This window comes from Pseudonocardia sp. GCM10023141 (assembly GCF_042653605.1).
Genome location: NZ_JBHSIR010000045.1, coordinates 39873 through 54707 on the forward strand (window position 1 = coordinate 39873; position 14835 = coordinate 54707).

Annotated in this window: 15 protein-coding genes; 10 read left to right on the forward strand and 5 right to left on the reverse strand. The window is 72.0% G+C overall.

Annotated features, from left to right (window positions below; genetic code table 11):
* The first annotated feature begins 64 nt into the window (after positions 1-64).
* The 5 genes from ACFPFQ_RS26795 to ACFPFQ_RS26815 are packed head-to-tail and all read left to right on the forward strand — an operon-like array spanning position 65 to position 5689.
* A complete protein-coding gene (locus tag ACFPFQ_RS26795; protein ID WP_379623574.1) occupies positions 65-1624 on the forward strand; it encodes an ABC transporter ATP-binding protein in 1560 nt (519 codons plus the stop codon).
* Entirely contained in the window at positions 1621-2715 is a 1095-nt protein-coding gene (locus ACFPFQ_RS26800; RefSeq protein ID WP_379623576.1) for an ABC transporter permease, read from the forward strand. Before ACFPFQ_RS26795 ends, ACFPFQ_RS26800 begins: the two co-directional genes overlap by 4 nt.
* Entirely contained in the window at positions 2712-3980 is a 1269-nt protein-coding gene (locus tag ACFPFQ_RS26805) for an ABC transporter permease (protein ID WP_379623578.1), read from the forward strand. The genes ACFPFQ_RS26800 and ACFPFQ_RS26805 overlap by 4 nt, the downstream gene beginning before the upstream one ends.
* Positions 3973-4368 carry a cytidine deaminase gene (locus ACFPFQ_RS26810; protein WP_379623580.1) on the forward strand — a complete coding sequence of 132 codons (396 nt, stop codon included), beginning with the start codon at positions 3973-3975 and terminating at the stop codon, positions 4366-4368. The genes ACFPFQ_RS26805 and ACFPFQ_RS26810 overlap by 8 nt, the downstream gene beginning before the upstream one ends.
* Before the next feature lie 40 nt (positions 4369-4408).
* Positions 4409-5689: a thymidine phosphorylase gene (locus ACFPFQ_RS26815; RefSeq protein WP_379623582.1), complete on the forward strand. Its 1281-nt coding sequence runs from the start codon at positions 4409-4411 to the stop codon at positions 5687-5689.
* A 125-nt stretch (positions 5690-5814) separates the two neighbouring features.
* On the opposite strand, the gene ACFPFQ_RS26820 is transcribed toward ACFPFQ_RS26815, so the two are convergent.
* The gene (locus ACFPFQ_RS26820; protein WP_379623584.1) at positions 5815-6852 is read right to left on the reverse strand and encodes a PA containing protein; all 1038 of its coding nucleotides are present in this window, start codon (positions 6850-6852) and stop codon (positions 5815-5817) included.
* A 202-nt stretch (positions 6853-7054) separates the two neighbouring features.
* Here ACFPFQ_RS26820 and ACFPFQ_RS26825 point away from each other — a divergent pair, with 202 nt between their 5' ends.
* The 3 genes from ACFPFQ_RS26825 (at position 7055) to ACFPFQ_RS26835 (ending at position 9332) form a co-directional block, all read left to right on the forward strand.
* On the forward strand, positions 7055-8143 hold the full coding sequence (locus tag ACFPFQ_RS26825; RefSeq protein ID WP_379623586.1) for an adenosine deaminase: 1089 nt from the start codon (positions 7055-7057) through the stop codon (positions 8141-8143).
* 332 nt (positions 8144-8475) lie between these two features.
* Positions 8476-8817 (forward strand): ArsR/SmtB family transcription factor, encoded by a 342-nt coding sequence (locus ACFPFQ_RS26830; protein WP_379623588.1) that lies wholly within the window; start codon positions 8476-8478, stop codon positions 8815-8817.
* Positions 8814-9332, forward strand: coding sequence for an SRPBCC domain-containing protein (locus tag ACFPFQ_RS26835; protein ID WP_379623590.1), 519 nt, complete (start codon positions 8814-8816; stop codon positions 9330-9332). The genes ACFPFQ_RS26830 and ACFPFQ_RS26835 overlap by 4 nt, the downstream gene beginning before the upstream one ends.
* A 4-nt stretch (positions 9333-9336) precedes the next feature.
* Here the strand turns inward: ACFPFQ_RS26835 and ACFPFQ_RS26840 are convergent, their stop codons facing one another.
* Entirely contained in the window at positions 9337-10551 is a 1215-nt protein-coding gene (locus tag ACFPFQ_RS26840) for a primosomal protein (RefSeq protein WP_379623592.1), read from the reverse strand.
* 25 nt (positions 10552-10576) lie between these two features.
* Complete coding sequence (locus tag ACFPFQ_RS26845) at positions 10577-11455, reverse strand: aldehyde dehydrogenase family protein (RefSeq protein WP_379623594.1); 879 nt, start codon at positions 11453-11455, stop codon at positions 10577-10579.
* Positions 11456-11704: 249 nt separating this feature from the next.
* Here ACFPFQ_RS26845 and ACFPFQ_RS26850 point away from each other — a divergent pair, with 249 nt between their 5' ends.
* Positions 11705-11917: a hypothetical protein gene (locus tag ACFPFQ_RS26850; RefSeq protein ID WP_379623596.1), complete on the forward strand. Its 213-nt coding sequence runs from the start codon at positions 11705-11707 to the stop codon at positions 11915-11917.
* A 32-nt stretch (positions 11918-11949) separates the two neighbouring features.
* Complete coding sequence (locus ACFPFQ_RS26855) at positions 11950-12276, forward strand: hypothetical protein (protein WP_379623598.1); 327 nt, start codon at positions 11950-11952, stop codon at positions 12274-12276.
* Positions 12277-12303: 27 nt separating this feature from the next.
* Here ACFPFQ_RS26855 and ACFPFQ_RS26860 read toward each other — a convergent pair whose 3' ends face one another.
* Both ACFPFQ_RS26860 and ACFPFQ_RS26865 read right to left on the reverse strand, forming a co-directional pair.
* Positions 12304-13176, reverse strand: a complete 873-nt coding sequence (locus ACFPFQ_RS26860) for a DNA-3-methyladenine glycosylase family protein (RefSeq protein ID WP_379623600.1) — start codon at positions 13174-13176, stop codon at positions 12304-12306.
* Positions 13177-13401: 225 nt separating this feature from the next.
* Positions 13402-14835, reverse strand: a complete 1434-nt coding sequence (locus tag ACFPFQ_RS26865; RefSeq protein ID WP_379623602.1) for an aldehyde dehydrogenase family protein — start codon at positions 14833-14835, stop codon at positions 13402-13404.

A 14835-nucleotide genomic window follows, 5' to 3' on the forward strand; every position in this document is an offset into this window, starting at 1 on the left:
CGGCCACAGTGGTGGGCGACGCGCCCCGACCCGTCCGAATCCGATCGAGGGAGGCTGCAGACCCGTGACAGCGGACACCGCAGCAGTACCGGCGGACTCCTCCTACGCGGTGGAACTCGCCGGCATCACCAAACGGTTCCCGGGGGTCGTCGCCAACCGCGACATCAACCTGCGGGTCCGACGCGGCGAGGTCCACGCGCTGTGCGGTGAGAACGGCGCCGGCAAGTCGACGCTGATGAAGATCCTCTACGGGCTGCAGCAGCCCGACGAGGGCACGATCTCCGTGGACGGCCAGGTCGTGCGGTTCCGCTCCCCGTCCGACGCGATCAAGGCCGGCATCGGCATGGTGCACCAGCACTTCATGCTCGCCGACAACCTGACGGTGGCCGAGAACATCCTGCTCGGTGCCGAGGCGCAGCTGGGCATCGGGGCCAGGGCCCGCAAGCGGATCGTCGAGCTCGCGCGCACCGTCGGGCTCGACGCCGATCCGACGGTGCTGGTCGAGCACCTCGGGGTGGCCGACCGGCAGCGCTGCGAGATCGTCAAGGTGCTCTACCGCGGTGCCCGGATCGTCATCCTCGACGAGCCGACCGCCGTGCTCGTGCCGCAGGAGGTCGACGACCTGTTCGCCACCCTGCGCCGCATGCAGGGCGAGGGCTACACGTTCCTGTTCATCTCCCACAAGCTCGACGAGGTGCGCGCGATCGCCGACTCGATCACGGTGATCCGCCGCGGCACCTACGTCGGCACGGCCGACCCGCGTGAGGTCACCAGCCGCAAGCTGGCCGAGATGATGGTGGGCAGCGAGCTGCCCAGCCCGGAGACGCGCGAGTCGACGGTCACCGACCGCGAGGTGCTGCGCGTCGAGGGGCTGCGCCTGGCAGGCGAGACCGGCGGGCGCCCGCTGCTCGACGGCGTCGACCTCGTCGTGCACGCCGGAGAGGTGCTCGGCATCGCAGGCGTGGAGGGCAACGGCCAGACCGAGCTCGTCGAGACGATCATGGGCATGCGCCGGGCGGAAGCCGGCATCATCACGGTCGGCACCGCCGACGTCACCAGGGCGAGCACGCTGGCGCGCCGCGAGGCCGGCATCGGGTACATCCCCGAGGACCGCACGCGGCACGCGCTGCTCGCCACCCAGCCGCTGTGGGCCAACCGGGTGCTGGGCTACCAGACGCGCCCGCCCGTGGCCCGGCGCGGCCTCATCGGACTGATCGACAAGGTGGCGGCACGGCGCGACACCGAGCGGATCGTCGCGGAGTTCGACGTCCGCACCCCGGGTGTCGACGTTCCGGCCGCCGCGCTGTCGGGTGGCAACCAGCAGAAGCTGGTGATCGGTCGCGAGCTGTCCGGTGACCCCGTCCTGCTCATCGCGTCGCACCCCACCCGGGGTGTCGATGTCGGGGCGCAGGCCGGGATCTGGGACGAGCTGAAGGCGGCCCGAGCGCGCGGCCTCGCGGTGCTGCTGATCAGCGCCGACCTCGACGAGCTGATCGGCCTCTCCGACACGATCAAGGTCATGCTGCGCGGGCAGCTGGTGGCCGACGCCGATCCCGCAACCGTGACCCCGGAGGAGCTGGGTGTGTCGATGACCGGCGCCGGCGGCGAGGAGGGGGCCGCGTGAACCGGCTCCGCACCGTCGCACTGCCCCCGTTGCTCGCGGTGGCCTTCGCCGCGCTGCTGTGCGCGATCGCCCTGCTGATCACGGGCGCGTCGCCGGGCACCGCGCTCGTCGCGATGATCACGCAGCTGGGTCAGGGCACCACCGCGGTCGACGTGATCAACAGCGGGGCGATCTACTACCTCGCCGCGCTGGCGGTCGCGATCGGCTTCCAGATGAACCTGTTCAACATCGGCGTCGAGGGCCAGTACCGCCTCGCCGCGTGCGTGGCGGCGATCGTCGGGGGCATGCTGCCGCTGCCGCCGGTGATCCACGTGATCGTGATCATCCTGGTCGCCGTGCTCGTCGGCGGGCTGTGGGCGCTGATCCCCGCGCTGCTCAAGGCCTACCGCGGGGTCAGCGAGGTGATCTCCACGATCATGCTGAACGCGCTGGCGGTCGGCATGATCGCGTTCCTGATCCGGCCCGACACGTTCGGCCGGCTGGCCGGCAACAACATCACCACCGAGCCGATCGCGCCGTCGGGCTGGTTCCCCGGCATCCCGCTCGGCGCCTCCGGCACGATCTTCGGGATGGTCTTCGTGGCCGCCGCGCTGGGGCTGGGCTACTGGTTCCTGCTGGGCCGCACCCGGTTCGGGTTCGAGCTCAAGGCATCGGGTGAGTCGCCGACGGCGGCCACCGCGGGCGGCGTCGACGCCCGGCGCATGGTCCTGATCGCGATGATCATGTCGGGTATGATCGCGGGGCTGGTCGGGCTGCCCGAGCTGCTCGGCCGCGAACACGTCTACACGATCATCGCGCCGCAGGGGTACGGCTTCACGGGCATCGCGGTCGCGCTGCTGGGCCGCAACCATCCGGCCGGGATCGCGATCGGCGCGCTGCTGTGGGCGTTCCTCGACAAGTCGGCGCTCGCGCTCGACAACGTCGGGGTGCCCCGCGAGATCGTGCTGATCATGCAGGGCTCGGTGGTGCTGTCGGTCGTCGTCGCCTACGAGATCGTGCGCCGCTACGGCCTCGCCGCCGAGCAGCGGCGGGTGGCCGCCGAGCTGCGCGCCGCCGCGGCCGCCCCGGTTGCGGAAGGGGCGACGTCATGACGCTCGCCGATCCGGTCGCGCCACCTCCCGCTGCGCGGAAGGCGAACCGGCTGTGGAACCTGCCGCGCTGGGCGTCGGCAGCGCTCGTCGTCCTCGTGGCGATGGTGGTGCTCGCCATCACCGTCACGCTGACCGGGCAGGTGCAGCTCACCTCCAGCGGCACGGCGCAGGCCGCGGTGCAGCTGACGCTGCCGATCCTGTTCGCCGGGCTCGGCGGGCTCTGGGCGGAGCGCTCCGGCGTGATCAACCTCGGGCTCGAGGGCATGATGATCCTCGGTACCTGGGGCGCGGCGTTCGCCGGCTACCAGTGGGGACCGTGGGCCGCCGTGATCGGCGGCATCGTGTTCGGCGCGCTCGGCGGGCTGCTGCACGCGGTCGCCACCGTGACGTTCGGCGTCAACCACATCGTGTCCGGCGTCGCGATCACGCTGCTGGGCACCGGCGTCGCGAAGTACCTCTCCACGCTGCTGTTCTTCCCCGTGTCGCACAACCCGCGGATGTCGCCGCGGCTCACCGGGTTCGACACGTTCTCCATCCAGCCGCTCGCCGACTGGCTCGGTGATCTCGAGAACGAGAAACGCGTCTTCGTCTCCGACGTCGCCGGTCTGCTGCGCGGCGTGGTGTCCGGGCTGACACCGCTGGTGGTGCTGGGCTTCGCGCTCGTGCCGATCAGCTTCTGGATCCTGTGGCGCACGCGCTTCGGGCTGCGGGTGCGCTCGTGCGGGGAGAACCCGGTGGCCGCCGAGTCGCTCGGCGTCTCGGTCTACACGCACAAGTACGTCGCCGTGATCGTGTCGGGCGCGCTCGCCGGGCTCGGCGGGGCGGCACTCGTGCTCAACCCCGGCCAGCTCGGCTACCTCGAGGGCCAGACCGGCGGCCGTGGCTACATCGGACTCGCCGCGATGATCTTCGGCAACTGGCGGCCCGGCGGGCTGCTCGCCGGCTCGGCGCTGTTCGGCTACGTCGACGGGCTGCAGCTGCGGGCAGGCGGCGAGGCGGTGCACGCGCTGCTCTACGGGGCCACGCTGCTCGCCGTCGTCGTGGCGGTCGTGTGGGTGGCACGGCGGCGCTGGGTCACAGCGGCGATCGCCGCCGGGGCCGGGGTGATCGTGTACGTCCTCTACCTGGTGATCGACACGATCCCGACGGAGTTCGCGTCGTACGCGCCGCAGATCGTCACGCTCGTGGTGCTCGCCGCGGCGTCCCAACGCCTGCGCCCGCCCGCTGCCGACGGCCTCGAGTACCGGCGAGGCGAAGGTGACTGAGAACGGAACCGACTGGGACGCGCTGCGGGCCGCGGCCGTCGAGGTCGCGGGATCGGCGTACGCGCCCTACTCGCACCTGTTCGTCGGCGCGGCGGCGCAGTGCGACGACGGCCGCATCGTGACCGGGTGCAACGTCGAGAACGCCTCCTACGGCCTCGGCATGTGCGCGGAGTGCACGATGGCCGGGCAGCTGCGGCTCACCGGCGGCGGCCGGTTCGTCGCCGTCGCGTGCCGGTCGAGCACCGGTGACCTGCTGATGCCGTGTGGGCGCTGCCGCCAGGTGCTCTACGAGTTCGGCGGCCCCGACTGCCTCGTCGACACCCCGCGCGGGGTGCTGCCGATGAGCGAGGTCCTGCCCGACGCGTTCGGGCCCGACGACCTGCCCTGACGTCCGCAGGGCACCTCCATCCGGCGGATACGCTCCACGGGTGTCGACTATCAGCGCCATTGATGTGATCACCGCCAAGCGCGACGGGGGTCGCCTGACCGACGAGCAGATCGACTGGGTGCTGGCGGCCTACACCCGCGGCGACGTCGCCGACGAGCAGATGGCGTCGCTGGCGATGGCGATCCTGCTCAACGGGATGGACACCGACGAGATCTCGCGCTGGACCCAGGCGATGATCGACTCCGGCGAGGTGCTCTCCCTCGGTGACGTCGGCCGCCCGCTGGTCGACAAGCACTCCACCGGCGGCGTCGGCGACAAGATCACCCTGCCGCTGGCGCCGCTCGTCGCGGCCTGCGGCGCGGCGGTGCCGCAGCTGTCCGGGCGCGGGCTCGGCCACACCGGCGGCACGCTGGACAAGCTGGAGTCGATCCCCGGCTGGCGCGCATCGCTGTCGCTGGAGGAGATCGCGGCGCAGCTCGCCGACGTGGGCGCCGTCATCTGCGCCACCACCCCGACGCTGGCGCCCGCCGACCGCAAGCTCTACGCGCTGCGCGACGTCACCGGCACCGTCGAGTCGATCCCGCTGATCGCCAGCTCGATCATGAGCAAGAAGATCGCCGAGGGCACCGGCGGGCTGGTGCTCGACGTCAAGGTGGGGTCGGGGGCGTTCATGAAGACGCTCGACCGGTCCCGCGAGCTGGCCGAGACGATGGTCCGGATCGGCACGGCGCACGGGCTCGCGACCACGGCACTGCTCACCGACATGTCGGTACCGCTGGGCCGGGCGGTCGGCAACGCGCTGGAGGTCGCCGAGTCGGTGGACGTGCTGCGCGGCGGCGGTCCCGCCGACGTCGTCGCACTGACCGTGGCGCTGGCGCGGGAGATGCTCGCGCTCGGCGGCATCACCGACGTCGACCCGGCGGAGGTGCTGGCCTCCGGCGCCGCCTACCCGGTGTGGGAGCGCATGATCGCCGCGCAGGGCGGCGACCCGTCGGCGCCGCTGCCCGTCGCCACCCATGTCGAGACGGTCGTGGCGGACCGCGCCGGATCGTTCTCCTGCGACGCGCTGGCCGTCGGCGTCGCGGCCTGGCGCCTCGGGGCCGGTCGCGCCCGCAAGGAGGACGCGGTGCAGGCCGGCGCCGGCGTCCTGCTGCTCGTGGAGCCGGGGGAGCAGGTGGAGGCGGGCCAGCCGCTGCTGGAACTCCACACCGACACCCCCGCGGCCGTGGCAGGGGCCCGTGCGGCCCTCGAGGGTGGCGTGGGGATCACGGACGAGCCGGCGGTGCGCCCGGACCTCCTGCTGGGCACCGTGCGCCCGTAGGGGCGTTCTGTCGGGACGGATCGACCCGCCCCGGAAACGACGATCGCCGCGAGCTCCGGGCCCGCCACCGGAACGGGGTGGGGAGCGCGGATCTCGCGGCGATCGGGGTGCTGCGGGGGTGCGGCTCAGTCGTCGTCGGGGTCGTCGGTGACGGTGTCGTTGACCGACTGGCCGTTGGACGACTTCACCGACACCTTGGCCCGGCCGCGGCGCTGGGCCGGGCGGGGCGGGGGCGGGGGTGCCTGCACCGAGGAGCCGCGACCGAGGATCAGCTCGGCGAACGTGGCCATGGCGTCGTCGAGCTGACCGGCGGTGCGCCGCTCGGACTCCTCGTTGGCGACGGCGACGAGCTTGTTCATCGCCGAGGCGTCGGGACGCTGGGTCAGCTGGGAGTCGAGCTTGCCCAGCTTCTCGTCGATCGTGCCGCCGAGGCTGCCGAGCTTCTCACCGACACCCTCCTCGACGCTGTCGAGCCTGCCGGCGATCGCCTCGAGGCGCGTGGCGAGGGTGTCCAGGCGCTTGTCGAGCGCGTCGAGCGGCTCCGTCGGGTCGACGGCGGGACGGCCGGCGAGCTCCTCGAGCCGGCGGTGCAGGCCGATGCTGGTGTCGCCCAGCAGGTTGCGCAGGCCCTCACCGGTCTCGTCGAACGACCGGGTGGCGCTGTCGAGCTGCTCGCGGACGGTGCGCTCGATGCCGTCGATGCGATCCTTGATCGGCGAGCCGACGTTGGTGGGCATCGCGTCGAGGCGCATCTCGTGGCGGTCGAGCCGGTTGTCGAGGTCGTCGAGGCGCTTGTGCAGCCCGCCGAGGCGGTCGTCGAGACCGTCCATCCGGCCGGAGACACCCTCGAGCCTGCCTGCCATCCCGTCGAGGCGCCCGTCGAGCTGCGCGAACGGCTTGGCGAGCTTGTCGGGCAGCGACTCCACCGCGCGCATCACGGATGCGAGCGTGGCGTCCTGCGCGTCGAGCTTCGCGACGGTCTCGTCGAGCCGCTCGGCCAGCACGCTGACCTCGGTGCGGTCGGGCAGCTCGGTGAGCCGCTTGCGCACGGTGCCGAGGGCGTCGAGCGCCGCGAGCCGGGCATGGATCTCGTCGAGGGAATCGAAGATCTGCTGCTGCTCGCTGTCGCGGATCTCCGCGGCGCGCACCAGCATTCCTCGCATACGGTCGAACGAGAGTGTGGAGTCATTGCTCATGGCGGCGGGGAGCTTCCTCTGAGCTGGGTACGAGATTGGCAACACAGAGCGTAGCGACCCTCGTGGATCACCCGTCCGCGGCTCCCCAATCGGACGTGTACTGCCCCGATCGGAGCAGTTTCGGCCGCCCGTAGGGGGCGTCGTGGCCTGGTGTTCTAGCGTGACGGCCGTGCCTGCGCCGCTGAACGTCGAGACCATCCGTGACGCGCCGAAGGTGCTGCTGCACGACCACCTCGACGGCGGGCTGCGGCCCGCCACCATCATCGAGCTGGCCGACGCGGTCGGCTACGCGTCGCTCACCACGTCCGACCCTGCTGAGCTGGGCGCCCAGTTCCTCGCCGCGTCGCACTCCGGATCGCTGGTGCGCTACCTCGAGAGCTTCAGCCACACCGTTGCGGTGATGCAGAGCGTCGAGAACCTGGTCCGGGTCGCGGCGGAGTGCGCGGAGGACCTCGCCGCCGACGGCGTCGTGTACGCCGAGGTCAGATTCGCCCCCGAGCTGCACGTCGAGCAGGGCCTCGCGCTCGAGGAGGTCGTCGAGGCGGTGCTGGAGGGCTTCCGCGTCGGCACGGCGCGCGCCGCGGAGCGCGGCCGCCGGATCCGGGTCGGTTGCCTGCTCACGGCCATGCGGCACGCCGCCCGCTCGCGCGAGATCGCCGAGCTCGCCGTGCGGTACCGCTACTCCGGGGTGGTCGGGTTCGACATCGCAGGCGCCGAGGCGGGCTTCCCTCCCACCCGTCACCTGGACGCGTTCGAGTACGTCCGCCAGCAGAACGCCCACTTCACGATCCACGCGGGTGAGGCGTTCGGCCTGCCGTCGATCTGGGAGGCGCTGCAGTGGTGCGGGGCCGACCGGCTGGGCCACGGCGTGCGCATCGTCGACGACATCACCGTGGACGAGCACGGCACGCCGAAGCTGGGACTGCTCGCCGCCTACGTGCGGGACATGCGCATCCCGCTCGAGATGTGCCCCACCTCGAACGTCCACACCGGGGCGGCGAAGTCGCTGGCCGATCACCCGATCGGCCTGCTCACGAAGCTGCGCTTCCGGGTCACCGTCAACACCGACAACCGGCTGATGTCGCAGGTCACCACCAGCGGCGAGCTCGCCGACCTCGTGGAGACGTTCGGGTACGGCTGGTCGGACCTGCGCTGGTTCACCGTCAACGCGATGAAGTCGGCCTTCATCGGCTTCGACGAGCGGCTCGCGCTGATCAACGACGTGATCAAGCCGGGGTACGCGGCCCTGATGGCGTAGCCGCCGTTGCAGGAAAGCCACTTTCCGGCAACGAGGTTGCGGCAAAGTGGCTTTCCTGCCATCCGGTGGTCGTCACCCGTTCGGTGGTGCTGCCACCCGTTCGCCGCTTCCGGAGGCAGCGCCGGCGCTGCGATGGCTACGGCCGGACCCGTGTAGACCCACAGGGTTGGTTTGCGCAAGATCGTCCACGGCTCGCGCCGGCGGACTCCGAGCGCGATTGCTACGCAGAGCTACGGCTGAAGCCGTCGCGTGAACGCCGAACGGTGGGCTGATCCCGCCGAGCAGTCGGGCCGGGCTTGACATGTGACCTTTTGGTCACCTAATTTGGCGGGGTGCCCGACGACGACCTCGTGTTCAAGGCGCTCGCGGACCCGACCCGCCGCTTCCTGCTCGACCTGCTCTTCACCCGCGACGGCCGCACGCTCGGTGACCTGGAGTCCGAGGTGGACATGTCGCGCTTCGGGGTGATGAAGCACCTCAGGCTGCTGGAGGAGGCGGGTCTCGTCGTCACGCGCAAGGAGGGCCGCGAGAAGTGGCACTTCCTCAACCCGGTCCCGATCCGGGAGGTCCACGACCGGTGGATCGACAAGTACACCGAACGTCAGGTCTCGGCCCTGCTCGATCTGCGGGCCGAGCTCGAATCCCGTCCGAACCCCGAGGAGCCCCAGCCATGACAGAGCCGTCCACCGCCACCGTCCAGGTGCACCGCATCTACATCAGGGCCACCCCGCAGGCGATCTGGGACGCCCTCACGCAGCCGGAGTGGACCCGCCGCTACGGGTACACCGGCCTCGCGCACGTCGACCAGCGCCCCGGCGGCAGCTACCGCCTGGCGCCGACGCCCGAGCTGGAGGAGTTCGGCTTCAGCGGCGACATGGCCCATGGCGAGGTGCTCGTGGCCGACGCACCGCGCAAGCTCGTGATGACGTGGCGGCTGCTGATGGACCCCGGCCTCGCCGCCGAGCCGTTCACCACGATCACCTACGACATCGAGGAGACGAAGACGGCAGGCGTCCGGCTGACCGTGACCCACGACCTCACCGGTGCGCCGGCCCACGAGGCACTCGTGGCCGGCCGCTTCGAGAACATCGACGCCGGGCCCGGCGAGAGCGCGGGCGGCGGCTGGGCGTGGATCCTCTCGGACCTCAAGTCGGTGCTGGAGACGGGCGACAGCATCGTCGCCCACTGATCCCTCAGTTGACGTGCAGGCGGGCGGTGAGCTCCTCGACGAGCTCGTGCCAGCGTGCGGCCTCCGTGGTGAAGGGCGGGCTGGGGGCCAGCCGGGTCGGGTCGGGCTTGGTCAGGAACGACACCAGCCAGCCCAGCGACTGCGACTCGGCGAGCGCGTCCTTCGGCTCGTCGTCGCCCGCCCAGTCGGCCACATCGAGCAGCAGCTCCACGGCCAGCTCGAGCTGGGTGGGGTCCACCTCGAGGGTGTCCTCGGCGATGTCCTGCTCCAGCCCGGTGAGGGCGTAGGAGTTGAGCTCGTCGACCTCCACCGTGAGGTCGCCCACCCCGGCCCGCTCCACGATGTCGTTCCACGTGGACGCGCGCGTCAGGTCGTGGCCGTCGGCTCCGTCCTCGCCGATCCAGCGCACCAGTGCCCGCTCGCTGGGGAACACCTCGATCTTCCCGGCGGAGCCCAGGAAGACCGGGGCGTCGTCGAGGTAGCACCGCAGCGTCAGGACCGTGCCGGTGCTGGTGGTGATGCGGATCGGGTCGATGCCGACCTCCTCCCAGAAGCCGTCCTGGTGCTCCTCGGCGGGGGCGGCGTCGTCGACGTCGGCAGCGGCTTCGCCGTCGGCCTCGGCGACGAGCGCCACCTCCTTCTCCGCGAGCGCGAGCGCGGCGGGGTCGACGGCCGGGGTGTCGACGAGCGCGTCGAGCGCGTCGATCACGTCGTCCCACCGGCGGGCGATGGTGTCGATGAGCTGCGTCCACAGCCGGCCGCCCTCGCGCCCGACGAACGGCAGCGTGCCCTGGCGCAGCATGGAGAACGCAGGCGCCGAGTCGAGCACCTCGGTGACGGTGTCGAGCTCGCACACGTCGGCGATGGAGCGCACCATCTCGACGATCTCGGCGAGCTCGCTGATCGTCCACGTGTCGGCCTCGGCGGCGGCCAGCTCGGGCACGCCGATGATGTCGTAGCTCTGGGTGTCGTCGGGGGTGAGCTCCGCGACCGTCAGCTCGGGCACCACCGACCAGGCCGGATGATCGATCAGATCGTGCTCGCGCACCGTGCGCACGAACGCCGCGAGCTGGGCGACCTCGGGGAAGGCGAACAGGGAGTCGTCATCACCGAGGAACGCCTCCCACTCCTCGCCGTCCTCGCGCCACCGCGGGGCCCAGAGCGTGACGAGGTCGCCCTCGGTCAGGGAGAGCTGGATCGAGACGATGTCGCTGGCCACGCGGTGAGCCTAGAACCCCCGCAGGTCAGCGCCCGACCGGGTGCCAGACCGTCTTGATCTCGGTGTAGGCGCGCAGCCGTTCGATGCCCGGGACGCGGGTGTGGTCGGCCTCCGTCGCTGGTCGGGGCAGCACGCGCTTCACGGTGCCCGCTGCCGCGCGTTCCAGCTCGGCGGCCAGCTCCTCGGGCGCCCCGGCGAGATCGAGCGCCTGCACCTCGGCATGCGCGGCCAGCCTCGGGCCGAGCTCGGTGGCGCTACCGGTGAGCAGGTTGGCCACCCCGCCCGGCAGGTCGGACGTGGCGAGCACCTCGGCGAGCCCGATCGCGGGCAGCGGCCGCTCCTGGGAGGCGACGACGACGGCGGTGCATCCCGTGGCGAGCACGGGCGCCAGCACGTCGACGAGGCCCAGCAGCGATGACGACTGCGGCGCGAGCACCCCCACGACGCCGGTGGGCTCGGGCGCCGACCAGTTCAGATAGGGGCCCGCGACGCTGTTGACCGACCCCAGCACGCTGGTGATCTTGTCGGTCCACCCCGCGTACCAGACCCAGCGGTCGATCGTCGCGTCGACGACCGCCGTGGCGCGCTTGCGGGTGGCGCCCTCCGCCGCGACGACGTCGTCGGTGAACTGGTCGTGGCGCGCCTGCAGCATCTCCGCGACCCGGTAGAGCACCTGCCCGCGGTTGTAGCCGGTGGCGCCCGCCCAGCCGGCACCCGCCGAACGGGCTGCGCTCACCGCGTCGCGGACGTCCTTGCGGGAGGCCAGCGCGGCGTGCGCCAGCAACCGGCCCTTCTGGTCGGTGACGGGGTAGCTGCGCCCCGACTCCGAACGCGGGAACGCGCCGCCGACGTAGAGCTTGTACGTCTTGGCGACGGCCAGGCGTCCGTCGGTGGAGGTGGTCACCGTGCCGAGGCTACCGCCCGTGGAACGAATGGCGACGGCGATCACCGTGGCGACGAGTCACGTGAAGGCAGCGCTGAAAGGCATGGTCGCCGACCGGGCACCTACCTACCGTCGCGTCCGACGGTTGTCGACGGATGGGAGCGCCGTGATCGGATTGATGCGAATGGCCGCGGTTGCGGCGCTGGCCGGTGGTTCGGTACTCGCGGGCGTCGGCCCGGCAGCCCCGGCCGACGCGGGGGCGAAGCGGACGTGCTCGCACAGCGGCGTGCAACCGAACGGGGCCGACGCCACCTGCTCGGGTCTCGCCGGGGCGAGAAGTTCCGGGTCTGGGTGGACTGCGCGCCGGGCTACCGCGCCCATGGCCCGTGGCGAACGGGCGAGAACGAGACCAGCCGGGTCTACTGCAACGTCGCGGCGGACGCACGTACCGGCCTCGGGCACGAGCTGGTGATCTCCACATGAGGCGCGAGGCCATCGGGGCCAGGAAGCAGCGCATGATCAGGATGATGCGGTCGCTCGTCGTGGCGGCGCTGGTGGGCGGTGCGCTGATCGGGGGCTCCGGGTCGGCGTCCGCCGCCGGGACCTCCTCGGCCTCGTGCGGTCAGTGGGACCTGAACCCCAACGGTGCGACCGCGATCTGCTCGGGCCTGTCCAGCATCGAGCAGTACCGCGTGTGGGTCTACTGCTCGAACGGATCGGGTACCTACTACGCGTACGGGCCATGGCGGAATTGGGCCGGCTTCGCCAGCACCGTGTACTGCAACCAGTCCTCGCACTCGCGCCTGTCCTACGGCTCGACGTTGGAGAGGTTCCTGGGCTGAGCCCGTGCCGCCCGTGAGCAGGTGTCGTCAGCTGACCGCGATGCGGGCGCCCGCCGCCCGCAGCAGCACCCCGACCCACGTGCGGAACGGCCGCCAGGCCTCGCCGATGCGCAGCATGTCGGCCGGGGTGGCCACGGCGGGCAGCCCGTAGAGCTGCCCGACGAGCTCCGCCAGCCGCGGCTCCTGATCGATCGGCACATCGCAGACCCCGGACGCGCGCAGCACGATCAGCGATGCCGAGAACGGGCCGATGCCCGGGATCTGTCGTAGCCCGGCAGTGGCCGCATCCGGCTCGGCCGCACGCAGCTTCTCGGCGTCGAGCGCGCCCGCCTGCGCCGCGCGGGCGACCGCGTGCAGCCGCTCGATCTTGACCGGCGGGATCCCCGGGAACTCCGCGACGGTCAGCAGCTGCGCAGGCGTGGGGAAGGCGGCCATCCGCTCGCCTGCCACGTCGAACACGCGCCCATGGGCCGTCGCGAACCGCTCGCGGACGGCCGCGGCCTGGCGGGCGCTCCAGCGCAGCGACAGCACGCACCAGGCGGCGGCCTCGTAGGGGGAGTGGAACAGGGGCGGTCGCAGCCCCGGTGCTGCGGCCAGCGCACGGGCCACCACCGGGTCGCGGGCGCCGACCTCCTCGTAGGCGCGCGCGTCGACGTCGAGGGAGAGCATGCGCGCCACCTGGGCCCGCACGGCGTCGACCGGCGCATCGCCGACGAGCTCGCCGTGCACGCCCGACGCATCCTGCGTGAGCACCGCCCCGACCTGCTCGGTGTGGTGGTCGACGCAGAACGCCAGCCGCATCGTGCCGTCAAGGACGGTGGAGTGCCGCTGACCGAAGCCGAACTCGACGCTCTCCCGCAGCGAGAAGGCGCCCCGGGGAACGATGTCGAACGTGGTCATGGCGCCAGTGTGGGCCCGACCCCCGACAGTTCGGCCGAACGTCCTCCCGCCCGCGCCAACCAAATGGCCACCGCGCCGATGTCGGGACGTTGGCGCGGTGGCCAACAGATTGGCGCGGTCGAGCGTCCTCTCGACCGCGCCGACGAAGTGGCCACGGCGCCTATGTCGAGACGTTGGCGCGGTGGCTACGGGGTTGGCGCCGTCGAGCCCGTCGCTGGACGCCGATCACCTCGCGAGGTACGCCTCCAGGCCGACCCGCCCGCCCTCGCGCCCGAACCCGGACTCCCGGTAGCCGCCGAACGGCGACGCGGGGTCGAAGCGGTTGAACGTGTTCGTCCAGACGACACCGGCCCGCAGGCGCTGCGACGTCCAGAGCGCCTTGGAGCCCTTCTCCGTCCAGATCCCGGCCGAGAGCCCGTAGGGCGTGTTGTTGGCCTTCGCCACGGCCTCCTCGGGCGTGCGGAACGTGAGCACCGACAGCACCGGGCCGAAGATCTCCTCGCGGGCCACCCGCATCGTCTGCTCGACGCCGGAGAACACCGTGGGCGGGAAGAACAGGCCGCGCTCGGGCAGCGGGCAGGAGCTCGTCCAGCGCAGGGCGCCCTCGGCGTCGCCCGCCGCGGTGAGCTCGACGATGCGGTCGAGCTGGGCGCGGGAGTTGATGGCGCCGACGTCGGTGTTCTTGTCGAGGGGGTCGCCCACGCGCAGCGTCTCGATGCGGGCGTGCAGCAGCTCGGCGAACTCCTCGGCGATCGACTCCTGGATGAGCAGCCGGGAGCCCGCGCAGCAGACGTGGCCCTGGTTGAAGAAGATGCCGTCGACGACGCCCTCGACGGCCTGGTCGAGCGGCGCGTCGTCGTAGACGATGTTGGCGGCCTTGCCGCCCAGCTCCAGCGTCAGGCGGCGGCCGGTGCCGGCGAGGCGGCGCTGGATCTCCTTGCCGACGTCGGTGGACCCGGTGAACGCGACCTTGTCGAGCCCCTGATGCCCGACGAGCGCCTGCCCGACGTCACCGGCGCCGGGCACCACGTTGAGCACACCGTCGGGCAGGCCGGCGTCGGCGGCGATCTCGGCGAGCACGAGCGCCGTGAGCGGGGTGGTCTCGGCGGGCTTGAGGACGATCGTGTTGCCGCAGGCCAGCGCGGGCGCGATCTTCCAGGCGGCCATGAGCAGCGGGAAGTTCCACGGGATCACCGAGCCGACCACCCCCACCGGGCGCGGTGCCGGGCCGAGGCCCGCGTACTCCAGCTTGTCGGCCCAGCCGGCGTGGTGGAACAGGTGCGCGGCCGCGGTGGGCACGTCGACGTCGCGCGACTCGCGGATCGGCTTGCCGTTGTCGAGCGTCTCCAGCACGGCGAGCTCGCGGCTGCGCTCGGCGACGACCCGCGCGATCCGGTAGAGGTACTTGGCGCGCTCGGCACCCGACATCGGCCCCCACGTCGTCTCGTAGGCGTGCCGCGCCGCGGCGACCGCCCGGTCGACGTCGTCGGCGGACGCGGTGCCGACCTCGGCCAGCACCTCCTCGGTGGCCGGGTTGAGCGTCTTGAGCGGCTCGCCGCCGCCGTCGACGAACTTGCCGTCGATGAACGGGCGGTAGGTGGGCTGCAGGTTGGCCAGCGCTGCGGACTCGGGCGCGGGCGCGTAGGTCCAGGTGGTCAT